This window comes from Nocardia sp. NPDC127526 (assembly GCF_042672265.1).
In the GTDB taxonomy this organism is placed as follows: Bacteria; Actinomycetota; Actinomycetes; order Mycobacteriales; family Mycobacteriaceae; genus Nocardia.
On the sequence record NZ_JBHXVO010000019.1, the window covers coordinates 59,274 to 73,265 of the forward strand.

Consider the following 13,992-nt stretch of genomic DNA (forward strand, 5'->3'; position numbering starts at 1 on the left):
CCCACACCTCGCACCGAAACGCGTGCCTGTGAACAGGAAATCGCGGCGGCGAGCGTTCGCCGTTGAACGGCGGTCAGTAGCATGCGGGGGGTGCGGACCTTGCTGATCGTGAACCCGAATGCCACCTCGACGACCCCGGAAACTCGCGATCTGCTCGCTCACGCCCTGGAGAGCCGCACCCAGCTGACCGTCGCGCACACCGAACATCGCGGACATGCCGCGGAGCTGGGCAAATGGGCGGCCGACACCCGCATGGACCTGATCGTGGTGCACGGCGGCGACGGCACCGTGAACGAGACCATCAACGGCTTCCTGCCGCTGCCCGGCCGGCCGGAGCGCGAATGGCTGCCGCGGCTCGGCGTCATTCCCGGCGGTTCGGCGAATGTGTTCGCGCGCTCGCTGGGCATCTCCCCCGATCCGGTGACCGCCACCAATCAGCTCATCGATCTGCTCGCCGTGGACACCGACCGGCGCATCGGGCTCGGCCTGGTGCACAGCGCGCAGGTGGACTCCGACGACGATCGCTGGTTCCTGTTCAGCGCCGGCGTCGGCCTCGACGCCGATGTGTGCGAGGTGATCGACCACAAGCGCGCCAATGGAAAACCCGCCACTCCCGCGCGCTATCTGCGCACCACGGTGAAACAGTTCTTCCGCGCCAAAGGGCGCGATCCTCATGTGCGCCTCGAGATTCCAGGTCACGAACCGGTCACGGAGGTGCATTACGCATTCGTGACCAACGCCAGTCCGTGGACCTATCTCGACAACACGCCCGTCGTCACGAATCCGGGAACCTCGTTCGAAACCGGTCTCGGGGTGTTTGCCATGCGCACGATGGGTGTCGTGCCGACCCTGCTGGTCGCCAGGCAGTTGCTCTCCGCGGATGGAAATCCCCAGGGCCACAAATTGTTTCGAGAAGATGACGTGCCGTCGGTGCAGATCACGGCGGCGGAGCCCATCGGGTTGCAAATCGACGGCGACTTCATCGGCCGACGCAACATGGTGAATTTCACAGCGGTTGCGGATATCCTCGATGTGGTCGCGCCGAAGCCGTAGCGGGCCCGACACACCTGAGAACAATCGCTGTTGTGCTGCGAAAACCCGCTCGACCGAGTACAAATGACACGGCAGGCCCCCGATGTAGGGGTCTTACAGCGTGAGCTTCCCCACGGTGCACCAGGTATCTATTGACATCTACGGTGTTCGTGAAAGCATTCACAAGCAACCGTGCGGAAACATTCGAGTCGCACAAGTGAACGGACCACAAACCCGAAGGGCAGAGCCATGCGCATGCCCTAGCAAAGGAGCAGAGGAATGGACTGGCGCCACAAGGCCATCTGTCGCGACGAGGACCCCGAGCTGTTCTTCCCGGTGGGTAACAGTGGTCCGGCGCTCGCGCAGATTGCCGATGCCAAGCTGGTCTGCGCTCGCTGCCCGGTCACTGCCGATTGCCTGTCCTGGGCCCTGAAGTCCGGGCAGGATGCCGGCGTGTGGGGTGGTATGAGCGAAGACGAGCGTCGTGCGCTGAAGCGTCGCAACGCCCGCACCCGTACCCGCACCGTCGTCTAACTTCAGACGACAGGCGTTAAGGCCGAGCCCCCAGCCCCCGGCCATAACGCAATTCGGCCCGGCACCACCACAGGTGCCGGGCTTCAGTGTGTTTGGACCAACTCTCGGAACTCTCAGGGGCTTCGCCCCGAACCCCCTGGAGCTTTCGGGGCTCCGCCCCGGACCCCGAAAAGAACTCCGGCGCACCTGAGAATTCGTTGAGAACAATTCCCGCTCAACGGGATTTTGTTTCGAACGAATGATCGGACGCAGTATTTCAGCGCGCGGACCGGCGGCCGAGGGGAACTCGCAGAACGGCGTCGGTGCCGACGTCGGCGCCCGGATGCAATCCGATCGAGCCGCCTAGCTCGGCGGTAACCAGGGTCCGGACAATTTGCAGGCCCAACCGGTCGGAGGCTTCCAGGCTGAAACCGTCCGGGAGGCCGCGGCCATCATCGCTGATGATCACGTCGAGCCAGCGGGCCGAGCGTTCGGAGCGAATGGTGACGGTGCCGTTCTCGCCCGGATCGAAGGCGTGCTCGATGGCGTTCTGCACCAATTCGGTGAGGACCATGACCAGCGGGGTCGCGCGTTCGGCGGAGAAGACGCCGAGCGATCCCGCGCGGCGGACCTTTATCCGGGCCGTGTGCACGGTGGCGACATCGGCCATTATCGGCAGCAGGCGGTCGACCACCTCGTCGAGATCGACTTCCTCGTCAACCGACATCGACAGCATTTCGTGCACCGACGCGATGGAGGTGACGCGGCGGACCGATTCGGTCAGCGCCAGGCGGGCCTCCTCGTTCTCGGTGCGGCGGGCCTGCAGCCGCAGCAGCGCGGCCACGGTCTGCAGATTGTTCTTCACGCGATGGTGGATCTCGCGAATGGTCGCGTCCTTGGAGAGCAGGGCGCGGTCGCGGCGCTTGACCTCGGTGACATCGCGGACCAGCACGGCGGCGCCGCCGAGTTCACCGTGCGGGCGCAGCACCAGGGTGCGCAGCAGGACGGTCGCGCCGCGGGCCTCGACTTCCATTCTGCGACCGGCCTTTCCGGCCAGCGCCGCCTGAATATCGCCGACCACTTCCTGCGCGTCGAACGGGTCGGTGATGAGCGAGCGGGTGGTGAGCGCCAGGTCCTGGGCGACCAGATCGTTCTGCAGGCCCATCCGGTGATAGGCCGAGAGCGCATTGGGGCTGGCGTAGACGACCAGGCCATCGGTGTCGAGGCGGATGAAGCCGTCGCCGGCGCGCGGGCTGGAGTGCGAACCGGTGCGATCCTCCAGCGCCGGGAAGGTGCCGTCGGAGACCATCTGGCACAGGTCGTCGGCGCAGGACATGTACGCGATCTCCAGGCTGGAGCGCATCTTGCGCCGCTGCACATCGGTGTCGCGGCCGAGAATGGCGATCACATCGCCGCCGATGCGCACCGGAATGGCTTCGCGCAGTGCGTGAACCGGATGCGGGTGGTAGACGCCGGTGGTCTCCACATCCGAATCCGAGCGCACGATCTCACCGGTGAGCAGCGCCTCGAAGATATCGGGATGGGAATCCTTGGTGGCCAGCGAGCCGACCAGGTCCTCCGGGTGCACGGTGGGCGCGGTGGTGGGGCGGCACTGCGAGACGCACACGATATTCGCGCCCTCGGCGATCGGCCCGGTGCCCACCCACAGGGTCAGGTCGGCGAAGGACAGATCGGCCAGCAGCTGCCAGTCGCCCACGACTCGCTGCAGATGATCGACGGCCGCACCCGGTAGATCGGTGTGCTCGGCCAGTAGATCGCTCAGTGTCGACATTCACCCACGCTCCTTGCACCGCATCACGCGTAATCCTCGCACGCCGCAAAACGGTTGGCGGAATCGCGCGGTTCCGGGGCCCGGGTGTGCGCCACCTCTCAGCTGATGACGGCGATCAGGTCGCCCTTCTGGAGCACGTCGCCGGGCTTGACGTTGATGGATGTGACGGTGCCCTCGGTCTCGGCGACGACCGGAATCTCCATCTTCATGGACTCCAGCATGATCAACTCGTCATTGATCCGCACATGGTCACCGACGGAGACGCTGATCTTCTGCACGGTCGACACCATCTCCGCGAGGACTTCCTCAGCCACTGACTCTCCTACGTTGCGTTGACCTGGTCCGCTGAAGTTACACCCAACCACACATGAAAGAATGGCCTCCAATCAGAAGGGAGACTACCTATGGGTAAGCGTGGACGTAAGAAGCGTGGCCGCAAGAAGAGCGCAGCCAACCACGGCAAGCGGCCGAATTCCTGAGCCGTTCGCTGAGCTCGAAAAGCATTGAGCGGCATGGCTTCCCCCAGCGGGAAACCATGCCGCTCTGGCATTTCCGGACCTAGTCGGCCGAGTCCACGCGGGTCTCCACCTGGGTGTAGGTGGTCCGGATCTCCATGGTCAGCCGCTGCCGCAGCGACTCCGGAGCGCGCTCCCCGCCGCACTTGCGGTTGAGCAGCGACTTGAGCTTCTCCTCCAGGCCGTAGGCCTCGATGCAGGGCGAGCAACGGTTGATGTGCTCCTGCAGCCGGGCCTTGGCCGTCTCGTCGCACTCGTTGTCCAGGAGCAGCCAGACGTCGGCCAGCACCGACGAGCAGTCCAATTCCATATCGTCGCTCACTGGGTTACCTCCTGACGTGCGGCGCTGCCCGACCGGTTGAATCCACGTTCCCGCGCCACATCGGCGAGCAGGCCCTTGAGCTGCTTGCGCCCGCGGTGCAGCCGGGACATGACGGTACCGATGGGAGTCCCCATGATGTCGGCGATTTCCTTGTAGGGGAAGCCCTCCACGTCGGCGTAGTACACCGCCATCCGGAATTCCTCGGGAAGTTCCTGCAGAGCGGCCTTGATGTCGTCGTCGGGCAGCGCCTCCAGGGCTTCCATCTCCGCCGACCGCAGACCCGTGGAGGTGTGCTCGGCGGTGGAGGCCAGCTGCCAGTCGGTGATCTCGTCGGTCGGATACTGCGCGGGCTGGCGCTGCTTCTTCCGATACGAGTTGATGTAGGTGTTGGTGAGGATCCGGTACAGCCAGGCGCGCAGGTTGGTGCCCTCCCGGAAGGAGCGGAACCCCTGGTAGGCCTTGGCGAAGGTCTCCTGCACCAGGTCCTCGGCATCGGCCGGATTGCGGGTCATGCGCAATGCCGCACCGTACAGCTGGTCGAGCAGCGGCAGTGCGTCGCGCTCGAAACGCCGGGCCAGGTCGGCGTCGGAGTCGGCGCTTCTGGCACCGTTCTCGTCCGCTTCGTCGTGTTCCACGGCCAGATCGTCGCTGTCGATGCCCTCGTCGATATTCGAGTCGTCATCGCGATCGACCACCATGTCGTCGTCGCTCGTCACGCTAATCCCTTCGATCGCGGTAGCAATTGAATCTACCGTGCGAGGGGTGAGCGCTAGAAAACCGGCATCGAGCGATGTGAGAGATGGCCCGGTCCGCACCGGGGGATCGAGGACCAGAACGGTCACGGACTCCTCCTTCGATGAATGAGTGTGGCGCTCGCTCACCGTGGGCCATTCGGTTTCGGCGAAACGCGTAATGCGTGCAACAGGCCGACCCGTCGCCCTGTTCCCGCCTTTGTCCAACTCCCGGAACGCTCAGGGGCCTCGCCCGCGAACCCCCAGGTGATCTTGGGGGCCGCGCCCCGAAAACCCCCGCGAGAAGATCAGCGCGGGTGGCTAAGGTGAGGCGCATGGCGGCTGCTTCGACTCCCGCGATCAAGGCATTGGTACAGGCCGAGGTCGAGCACCGGGTGCACGCGTATACCCATGACCCGCGCAGTGATTCGTACGGCATGGAGGCCGTGGACGCGCTGGCCGAGCAGCTCGGGCTGACCGGGGAACAGATCTTCAAAACGCTGGTGATCGAGCTGAGCTCGGGCGGGCTCGCGGTCGCGGTGCTGCCGGTGCCGACCACGCTGTCCTTGAAGGCGGCGGCCGCGGCGCTGGGCGGCGGCAAGGCCGCCATGGCGGACAAGGCTAAGGCCGAGCGCACGACAGGCTATGTGCTGGGCGGGATTTCGCCGCTGGGGCAGAAGAAGCGGCTACCGACGGTGGTCGACGAATCGGCGTTGCAGTGGGATCGGGTGCTGTGCAGCGCGGGGAAGCGGGGGCTGGAGATCGAGCTCGCGCCGGCGGATCTGGTGTGGTTGACGGGTGCGGTCACGGCGTCCGTCGCGGTGAGCTGAACAGGCCGCCGCGGTGAGCTGAGCCACCTTTCCGGAAAAACTATTTGCCTTCTAGCAACTATCTCCACATACTTGCACAGTACAACTAGTTGATTAGTGCAAGCAGTTGATTGATGCAAGGAGGTGGTCGGCCGTGACCGATGACCCCGTCACCGATGAGTTGCTCGATATCGTCGGCTTTCAGATGACCCGGCTGAGTCGTCTGCGCGACCGCACCAATGCCCAGGTCGCGGCCGCCACCAATGGCGAGATCGAGCCGGCGGCCTTCGCCATCCTGTTCCAGTTGCTCCATTGCGGGCCCATGCGCTCCGGCGCGCTCGCCGACTCGCTCTACTCCGACGCCTCCACCATCAGCCGCCAGGTGGCGAGCCTGGTCAAGCGCGGGGTGCTGGAGCGCCGGGCCGATCCGGCCGACGGACGCGTCAGCGTGCTGGCCGTGACCGAGCTGGGCCGCACCGCGGCCGCCGAGATCCGCGCCCTGCGCAATCAGGCGCTGCGCACGATCTTCGACCGGTGGACGCCCGCCGAGCGGGACGCCTTCGCGGGGCTGTTCGAGCGCTTCGTGGACGACTACGAGGCCGGGCGGCAGGCCATGCTCACCGAGCTGGCGTCCCGATCCCTTCTTTTCCCGAAACCTGAATCCGCAGAGAGTAATTCGTGACGACTACCGCAGAAAACACAGGAGCAGAGGCGAATCCCGCAGGTTTCACCCACAAGCAGATCATGGTCGTGCTGAGCGGCCTGCTGCTGGGCATGCTGCTGGGCGCGCTCGATCAGACGATCGTGTCGACCTCCATCCGCACCATTGCCGATGACCTGCACGGGTATTCGATGCAGGCGTGGGTGACCACCGCGTATCTGATCACCGCCACGCTGGCCACTCCCCTCTACGGCAAGCTCTCGGACATGTACGGCCGCAAGCCGTTCTATCTGGCGGCCATCACGCTGTTCGTGGCCGGTTCGCTCCTGTGCACGCTGGCGCAGTCGATGTACCAGCTGGCGGCCTTCCGGGCCTTCCAGGGCCTGGGCGCGGGCGGTCTGATGTCGCTGGCGCTGACCATCCTCGGCGATATGGTCGGGCCCCGGGAGCGGGCCCGCTACCAGGGCTACTTCCTGGCCGTGTTCGGCACCTCCAGCGTGGTCGGGCCGGTGCTGGGCGGCGTGCTGGCCGGGCAGGACCAGATCCTGGGCATCTCCGGATGGCGCTGGGTGTTCCTGGTCAACGTGCCGCTGGGCATCATCGCGCTGGCCGTGGTGTCGAAGGTGCTGAAGCTGCCCAAGGTGGCGCGCGCCAAGCAGGCCGTGGACTGGTTCGGCGTGCTCACCATCGCGCTCGGCATCGTGCCGCTGCTGGTGGTGGCCGAGCAGGGCCGCGAATGGGGTTGGGGCAGCGCGAATTCCATCACCTGCTACGTGGTGGGCGGGCTCGGCCTGATCGGTTTCGTGGCCGTGGAGGCGAAACAGGGTGACGCCGCGCTGATTCCGCTGCGCATGTTCAAGAACTCCACCTTCGCGCTCGGCGTGGTCATCTCGGTCGTGGTGGGCGCGGCCATGTTCGGCGGCATCACGCTGCTGCCGCAGTACCTGCAGGTGGTGCGGGGCGCGAGCCCGACCCTGGCGGGCATGCAGATGCTGCCGCTGGTGGTGGGCATGATGGCGGCCTCGGTGTTCGCCGGTCAGCTCATCGCGCGCACCGGGCGCTACCGGCTGTTCCCGCCGCTGGGCGCGGGCCTGCTGGTGCTGGGGCTGTTCCTGCTGCACTTCGTGCAGGTGGACACGCCGCTGTGGGTGACCATGTCGTTCATGCTCATTACCGGCCTGGGCCTGGGCAACCTCATGCAGCCGCTGACCCTGGCCATCCAGAACGCGCTGCCGCCGCAGGACATGGGCGTCTCGACCGCGGCCGCCACGTTCTTCCGGCAGATCGGCGGCACGCTGGGCGTGGCGGTGTTCCTGTCCATCCTGTTCGCACAGGTCTCGCCGAACATCAGCAATGAACTACAGGCCGCGGCGACGCAGCCGGAGTTCAAAGCCGCTGTCGCGGAAGGCATGCACAGCCCCAATCCGGTGGACGCCGCGCTCGCCACCGGCCTCGCCGACAAGGACACCTCGGCGGCGGCGCAGGTGCTCAACGACAGTTCCGTCATTCAGCAGTTGAATCCGGCTCTGGCACAACCGTTCAAGGCCGGTTTCGCCGACGCCATGGACACCGTGTTCCTGTCGGCGGCCGGGGTCGCGCTGATCGCCATGGTGCTGGTGCTGTTCTGGAAGGAGGTGCCGCTGCGCACCGCGGGCGGCATCCAGGCCCGGCGCGAGGCCGTGGTGGAGGCCGATACCGAAGCCATCGGCTAGGCCGGACGGCCCCGGCTGCGACGGCCGGGGCCGCTCAGTGCGTGGGTCGCGTGGTGAAGCGGGAGTCGCGCCAGTGGCCCAGATCGAAGTACAGCGTGGTCATGGTGTCCCACAGGATCGGCCAGGGCTGCTTGGGCCCCTTGCATTTCCAGACGGCGACCATGCGGTCGATGCCGGGGATGCCCATGGGGTCGTCGAGCTGCACCACGCGTTCGACCTCGGCGAAACGGGAGCGCAGATCGGGTTCGGCGGTGTCCAGGCCGACGAAGATGACCGAGGTGACCGAATCCGGTGGGGGGCCGAAGAATCCGAAGCCGCGGCTCGGGCTGTAGGTGGCGGGCAGGTCGTACTCGCCGCCGAACTGCTCGACCGCGCCGCCCTGCCAATAACCCTGGGTCATGATGGCGGAGTGCGCCTTTTCCTCGGGCGTCAGGGTCTGGTAGCCGGTGTCGACGGCCGCGACCATGCGGTCCCAGTTGGTGGTTCCCCAGAACGCCGACCGGATGCCGAGATCGATGGGGGTCTCGGTCACGCTGCGCCAGCTGGGCGGCAGCGGCAGCAGGGTGAGCGTGCCGATGTAGGTGACCACCGTGAGCGCGACGACCGGAATCATCGCGCGGTTCATCCACCGCTTCCGGGGGTACTGCCACAGGCCGACGGCCCCGATGGCGAACATGGCGGGGAAGAAGCCCGTCGGGTAGTAGGGCCGGCCGTGCGTGATGACCACGAACGCGGTCATGAGCAGCAGCGCGACCGCGATGAAGCGATACGGTTTCAGCGATTCCTGCTTGACCACCGCGTAGAAGCCGACCGCGATCAGCAGGCAGCCGGTGAATCCGGCGAAACCGAGCCATTGCGGGAAGAATCCCGGCGGACCGTAGCCCGTGGCGTCCTGTTCCGCTCCGATGATCGGGCCCATGGCCAGCTGTGGCCAGTTGTGCTGCGACTGCCAATACAGAATCGGGAGCACCGACAAGCCGAGAATGCCGGTGCCCACCCAGAGCCCGGGCCGGCGCAGGATCTCCCGCGGGCCGCACAGGATGACCGCCACGCCCAAGCACGCCCAGACCAGCGGAATCATCCACTTCACCTGCATGTCCAGCGCCGCAACCACTCCCGCCACCACGAGCAGCCAATCCTGGCGAGTGCGCACCCAGCGGATGAGCAGCCAGGTGATCACGGCCGTGAGCGTGGCGTCGAAGGAGAAGGTGCTCAGCGCACACTGGGTCACCAGCAGATAGGACGTCCCATAGGTGAACGCGGCGAGCAACTGCACGCGGCGATTGCCCCGCAGTTCGTAGGCGATCAGCGCCGACACCACGATCGCGCCCACGGCCATCACGACGGCCGGAATCCGCACCGCCGTCACCGATCCCGGCGCCAGCACATCCGCGATGTGAGCGAACAGCGCCACCACCACACCTTGATCCGCATAGGTGTAGTCGAGCCGCCGCCCGGCGGAAAGGAAATAGAGTTCATCGCCGAAGAACTCGTACCGCCCCGCCGTGACCGTCAGCACTATCAACGAAAGCGCGGACATGATCGCGACGCCACGGAAAGCGAACGGCGGATGGGTATCCGAAAGGTCTTCCGGTTCGGTACGAACCGCAACGACCGCTGTCATGAACTACCCCTGACACTTTCCGACAGACGCGTCCGACGCCCCACTCCCATTGGTGGCATCGCATCTGTTCGCCGACGAACTGATTCCTCCCCGGCAGCGAACTTGATGAGCGCGAGAGCTCGCGATCCTGCTCGGATTATGCGGATTCAGACATTAATGCCTGCCATCGCACTTCGCAAATGCAGAACCCGCCTTCTCACAATGACCAATTCAATGACGGATCCAATGACCTATTCAATGACGGATTCGATGACAGATCCGATCGAGCGGACGTGTGATAACGCTTGTCACCGAAATACAGGTCCATCAATACCCTGACAGTTAGGAACACAAACCATCATGGAAATTCTTGGATTCCTCGTCGACCTGTTCGGCAAGGGCGCCCACCTGCTGGCCGCAGGATCGGCCTACGCGGGCACCGAGCATCGCTGACGGGGCTCGCGCACCGGCCCCGCGCAGGGGCCGGTCGCAACCGCCGGCTACGCCCGCGCGTCCATCTTGGCGATCACACGACGACCGAGGTCCTGGCAGGGTTTCTCGATCGCGTAGTAGGTCGAGGTGGCGAGCGCGATCGAGCCGATCATCCAGGCGCCCCAGGTGAGCCAGGTCGCGGGTATTCCGGCGACCGACACCGTCCAGGGGGAAATGGCCTGCAATACGAGGGCGTGCATGAGGTACAGCGAGTAGCTGATTCGGCCCAGGAACATCAGCGGGCGCGGGAAGGCGTACCGGCGCAACAGCAACGCCGCCCCGAACAGCAGGTAGGCGCCGATGATGGTGATGGCCTCCTTTTTCCAGGTCACCACGGCGCCGGTGTGCGGGTCCAGATAGGGCTGCTGGAGCAGTTTGAGCGCGAAGATCAGGCATACGGCGAACCCGAACACTCCCCAGCCGAGCTTGGCGCCGATCTCCCCCGCTGTCATCCGGTAGAGCACCGTGCCGACGAACATCGTGGCGAAGATCGCGGTGGTGTATCCGGACGGTCCGGGTTGGTTGAGCACCAACGGGACCACGATCGACGCGAGCAGCACAGCGGCGACGGCCCCGCGCCCGGTGGCCGCCCGGCGCGCGAAGAACACCGCGATCGCCACCGTCGCAACCACGACCAGCACGCGACCGGAAAGGTTCGCCTCCGGACCGTTGACCATCCTGACCTGCAGGAGCAGCCCGGCAGGCAGGATCAAGCCGAGGGCGAGGAAAGCCAGCGGTACCGATCGGCGGTTCAGTCCGGCGAGGAACAGCAGCGACACCATCATGTAGAACGCCAGCTCATAGGTGAGCGTCCACGCGGCGCCGATCACCTGGGTATCCGGCGCGCCGAGGAAGAACTGCGCCATGGTGGCATTCGTGACCAGGTTCAACACGGGATCGGCCGCGAAGCCCGATTGCAGGCTGAACCGGCCTGCGGCATAGAGGACCATCGCCGCGATCAAGCTGCCCCAGAAGAGCGGGTACAAGCGGAAGAATCGGCCCACCCAGAACGCGCCCAGCGATCGCCCGCGTTCCAATGACGCGGGAATGATGAAGCCGCTGACCATAAAGAAGACGAAGACCCCGAACATACCGGCCCCGAAATACGATGCCGAGAACCGCGCGTACTCGGGCCACAGCCGCTCCGAGCAATGCCCGATCACCACCGCCAGTGCCGCCACACCGCGGAGCGCGTCCAGAAACTCGAACCGGCCACGATGGGTGCGTACTTTTTCCTCGACCGGCGCGGCCGGATCGGCAACGGCGTTATCTGGTTTCGTCACACCGTACCGCCGAGAATTCGACCTGGATCCACTGAACACATAGCTGGTGATCGTAACCCCGGTCACGATGCCGACAAGCAATCGATATTTTGCCGTCCGTTCACGGCGATTCAAAGCCGGTCGCTATCACCATGGCTCGCGGCGCGTTTGCAGGCGCCGATGATGCACACTAACCTCTCCCGAAGTTGCACAAATCCGGAAAGTCTTTTTGGGGGAAGTCCTGATGATCGGCGGAACCTAGTGTTCGCGCGCTGGGGCAGCCTCGTGTACCGACAACGGTTCGGGGTGCTCGGCATTGTCGTCGCCGGATTGCTCACGCTGGGCGTGTACGGGTTCGGGCTGGGGAATCATCTCGGTTCCGGGGGGCTCGATGACGCCGGGTCGGAATCCGCACAGGCCGCGTGGCTGATCGGGGCGTCATTCCCGCAGAGCCACGATGCGGACATTATCGCGATCTATACCGCACCCGAGGAAGGGACCGTTGATGACTCCGAGCTCAGCCGGAAGGTCATCGACAGCCTGAACAGCTTGCCGCGCAAGTACGCCGGGCAGATCGCGGGGATCAACGGAGCCTACTGGCCCACCGAGACCGGCAGGGCCAGCGGGCCGCAATTCGCTACGCCCGATAGGAAGTACGCGGTCGCGTCGATCGCGATCCGCGGCGACAGCGAGTACGCGATGCTGTACAACTACCGGCTGGTCGAAGACGCCTTCGATATCCCGGGTGTGACCGTGCAGGTCGGCGGGTTGAAACCGGTGGCGGGTGCGCTCAACGACACCATGGCCGAGGACATCCGGCGTATGGAGCTGCTCGCCTTTCCCGTGGTGGCGGTGCTGCTGTTCTTCATCTTCGGCGGCGTGGTCGCCGCCGCGTTGCCGTTGATCGTGGGCGGGCTGACGATGGTCGGCGCGAACGGGATCATCCGCTTCCTGACCAAGTACTTCGAAGTCAATTCGTTTGTCCAGCCGGTTGTTTCGATGATCGGCTTGGGGCTGGCCATCGACTACGGGCTGTTCATCGTCAGTCGTTTCCGGGAGGAGCTCGCCGAGGGGTACGACACGCAGGCGGCGGTGCGGCGCGCGGTGATGACCGCCGGGCGCACGGTGGCGTTCTCCGCGACGATGATCGTCACGAGTGCCGGCGGCATGCTGCTGTTTCCGCAGAGCTTCCTCAAATCGATTGCCTATGGCGCTATTTCGGCGGTGTCGCTGGCGGCGCTGACCGCGATCACGGTGCTGCCCGCGATGCTGGCGGTGCTCGGGCCGCGGGTGGACATGCTGGGGATCAAGTGGTTGCGCAGGACCAAGACCGCGGAGGAGGTGGAGAACGGGTTCTGGGGCAGGTGCACGCGCTGGGTGATGCAGCGGCCGTTGAAGATCGGCGGCACGCTGACCGTTGTGCTGCTGCTGTTGATTCTGCCGGTGCGGGATCTGGCCTTCGGGGGGTTCAGCGAGCGATATCTGCCGCCGGACAATGAGACTCGGCTCGCGCAGCAGCAGATCGATACGGCGTTCCCCGGGCGCCGGGCCGACCCGATCGAACTGGTCATCGTCGCCGCCGACAGTACGAAGGTCGGCGCCGTCTGGAACGAGGCGAACGACGCACCGGGGCTTGCCGGGAAATTCGGTATGCCACAGCGGTCCGCCACTCAAACGGCCGTCTATCGGACCAGTGCGCTGTTGACCGATTCCCGCCGCGCGGACGCCACCATCGACTATTTGCGGTCGATCGAGACCGGCGACGGGGTGAGTCTGTTCGTCGGCGGGGTGCCCGCCATCCAGAAGGACAGCATCGACGCACTGCTGGACCGGATGCCGCTGATGATCGCGCTGGTCCTGCTCGTGACGACGCTGTTGATGTTCCTGACCTTCGGCTCGCTGATTCTGCCGATCAAGGCGGCGATCATGAGCGCTCTCGGGCTCGGCTCCACCCTGGGCATCCTGACCTGGATCTTCATCGGCGGCCACGGCGCCGGGCTGATGAACTTCACGCCACAGCCGATCCAGGCGACGGTGCTGATCCTGATCATCGCCCTCGTCTACGGCCTGTCCACCGACTACGAGGTCTTCCTGATCTCGCGGATGGTCGAGGCCCGCGCGCGGGGCGCCTCCACCACGGAGGCGGTCCGCATCGGGACCGCGCACACCGGTCGCATCATCACCGCGGCCGCGCTGATCCTGCTCGTGGTCACCGGCGCCTTCGCCTTCTCGGATCTGGTGCTCATGCAGTACATCGCATTCGGCATGGTGGCGGCCCTGCTCATCGACGCCACCGTGATCCGCATGCTGCTCGTGCCGGCGACCATGAAACTGCTCGGCGACGACTGCTGGTGGGCGCCGGGCTGGATGAAGAAGATCCAGCGGAAGATCGGCTTCGGCGAACTGGTCCTCGACGACGAACGGCCCGGCAACCGCCCCATGGTCGATCTGGTGAAGACCACCCCGATCACCGATCCGGTGACCATGCAGATCCCGGTGTTCACCGAATCGCGGTCCGCGCGCTGAGTGCGGAGCCGACGGCAACAAT

13 protein-coding genes are annotated in these 13,992 nt (G+C 65.5%); 7 read left to right on the forward strand and 6 right to left on the reverse strand.

Going from position 1 to position 13,992, the window contains the following annotated elements; genetic code table 11:
* The first annotated feature begins 90 nt into the window (after positions 1 to 90).
* Positions 91 to 1,053 (forward strand): diacylglycerol/lipid kinase family protein, encoded by a 963-nt coding sequence (locus tag ACFVIV_RS26240; RefSeq protein WP_379200668.1) that lies wholly within the window; start codon positions 91 to 93, stop codon positions 1,051 to 1,053.
* Positions 1,054 to 1,311: 258 nt separating this feature from the next.
* Positions 1,312 to 1,566 (forward strand): WhiB family transcriptional regulator, encoded by a 255-nt coding sequence (locus tag ACFVIV_RS26245; protein WP_011211115.1) that lies wholly within the window; start codon positions 1,312 to 1,314, stop codon positions 1,564 to 1,566.
* A gap of 256 nt (positions 1,567 to 1,822) precedes the next feature.
* On the opposite strand, the gene ACFVIV_RS26250 is transcribed toward ACFVIV_RS26245, so the two are convergent.
* The gene (locus tag ACFVIV_RS26250; protein ID WP_379200670.1) at positions 1,823 to 3,337 is read right to left on the reverse strand and encodes a sensor histidine kinase; all 1,515 of its coding nucleotides are present in this window, start codon (positions 3,335 to 3,337) and stop codon (positions 1,823 to 1,825) included.
* Positions 3,338 to 3,435: 98 nt separating this feature from the next.
* A complete protein-coding gene (locus ACFVIV_RS26255; protein WP_379200672.1) occupies positions 3,436 to 3,651 on the reverse strand; it encodes a biotin/lipoyl-binding carrier protein in 216 nt (71 codons plus the stop codon).
* A gap of 90 nt (positions 3,652 to 3,741) precedes the next feature.
* On the opposite strand from ACFVIV_RS26255, the gene ACFVIV_RS26260 reads away from it, so the two are divergent.
* On the forward strand, positions 3,742 to 3,816 hold the full coding sequence (locus ACFVIV_RS26260) for a 50S ribosomal protein bL37 (RefSeq protein ID WP_379200796.1): 75 nt from the start codon (positions 3,742 to 3,744) through the stop codon (positions 3,814 to 3,816).
* Between the two features lie 79 nt (positions 3,817 to 3,895).
* On the opposite strand, the gene rsrA is transcribed toward ACFVIV_RS26260, so the two are convergent.
* Together rsrA and ACFVIV_RS26270 are read right to left on the reverse strand one after the other, a co-directional pair.
* Entirely contained in the window at positions 3,896 to 4,162 is a 267-nt protein-coding gene (gene rsrA, locus ACFVIV_RS26265; RefSeq protein WP_379200798.1) for a mycothiol system anti-sigma-R factor, read from the reverse strand.
* An 8-nt stretch (positions 4,163 to 4,170) separates the two neighbouring features.
* Positions 4,171 to 4,896 carry a sigma-70 family RNA polymerase sigma factor gene (locus ACFVIV_RS26270; RefSeq protein WP_379200800.1) on the reverse strand — a complete coding sequence of 242 codons (726 nt, stop codon included), beginning with the start codon at positions 4,894 to 4,896 and terminating at the stop codon, positions 4,171 to 4,173.
* Between the two features lie 344 nt (positions 4,897 to 5,240).
* On the opposite strand from ACFVIV_RS26270, the gene ybaK reads away from it, so the two are divergent.
* From ybaK to ACFVIV_RS26285, 3 genes are all read left to right on the forward strand, one after another.
* Positions 5,241 to 5,735 (forward strand): Cys-tRNA(Pro) deacylase, encoded by a 495-nt coding sequence (gene ybaK, locus ACFVIV_RS26275; RefSeq protein ID WP_379200674.1) that lies wholly within the window; start codon positions 5,241 to 5,243, stop codon positions 5,733 to 5,735.
* A gap of 133 nt (positions 5,736 to 5,868) precedes the next feature.
* Positions 5,869 to 6,396, forward strand: coding sequence for a MarR family winged helix-turn-helix transcriptional regulator (locus tag ACFVIV_RS26280; protein ID WP_379200676.1), 528 nt, complete (start codon positions 5,869 to 5,871; stop codon positions 6,394 to 6,396).
* Complete coding sequence (locus ACFVIV_RS26285; protein ID WP_379200678.1) at positions 6,393 to 8,087, forward strand: MDR family MFS transporter; 1,695 nt, start codon at positions 6,393 to 6,395, stop codon at positions 8,085 to 8,087. Before ACFVIV_RS26280 ends, ACFVIV_RS26285 begins: the two co-directional genes overlap by 4 nt.
* 34 nt (positions 8,088 to 8,121) lie before the next feature.
* Here ACFVIV_RS26285 and ACFVIV_RS26290 read toward each other — a convergent pair whose 3' ends face one another.
* Both ACFVIV_RS26290 and ACFVIV_RS26295 read right to left on the reverse strand, forming a co-directional pair.
* Positions 8,122 to 9,711 (reverse strand): ArnT family glycosyltransferase, encoded by a 1,590-nt coding sequence (locus tag ACFVIV_RS26290; RefSeq protein ID WP_379200680.1) that lies wholly within the window; start codon positions 9,709 to 9,711, stop codon positions 8,122 to 8,124.
* 479 nt (positions 9,712 to 10,190) lie between these two features.
* On the reverse strand, positions 10,191 to 11,363 hold the full coding sequence (locus ACFVIV_RS26295; protein ID WP_379200682.1) for an acyltransferase family protein: 1,173 nt from the start codon (positions 11,361 to 11,363) through the stop codon (positions 10,191 to 10,193).
* A 342-nt stretch (positions 11,364 to 11,705) separates the two neighbouring features.
* Between ACFVIV_RS26295 and ACFVIV_RS26300 the strand changes: the two genes are divergently transcribed.
* Positions 11,706 to 13,970, forward strand: coding sequence for an MMPL family transporter (locus ACFVIV_RS26300; RefSeq protein ID WP_379200802.1), 2,265 nt, complete (start codon positions 11,706 to 11,708; stop codon positions 13,968 to 13,970).
* Positions 13,971 to 13,992: the final 22 nt, after the last annotated feature.

Coding starts and splice junctions, on each gene's coding strand:
- ACFVIV_RS26245 (WP_011211115.1), top strand. CDS start 1,312: ATGGACTGGCGCCACAAGGCCATCTGTCGCGACGAGGACCCCGAGCTG.
- ACFVIV_RS26250 (WP_379200670.1), bottom strand. CDS start 3,337: ATGTCGACACTGAGCGATCTACTGGCCGAGCACACCGATCTACCGGGT.
- rsrA (WP_379200798.1), bottom strand. CDS start 4,162: ATGGAATTGGACTGCTCGTCGGTGCTGGCCGACGTCTGGCTGCTCCTG.
- ybaK (WP_379200674.1), top strand. CDS start 5,241: ATGGCGGCTGCTTCGACTCCCGCGATCAAGGCATTGGTACAGGCCGAG.
- ACFVIV_RS26290 (WP_379200680.1), bottom strand. CDS start 9,711: ATGACAGCGGTCGTTGCGGTTCGTACCGAACCGGAAGACCTTTCGGAT.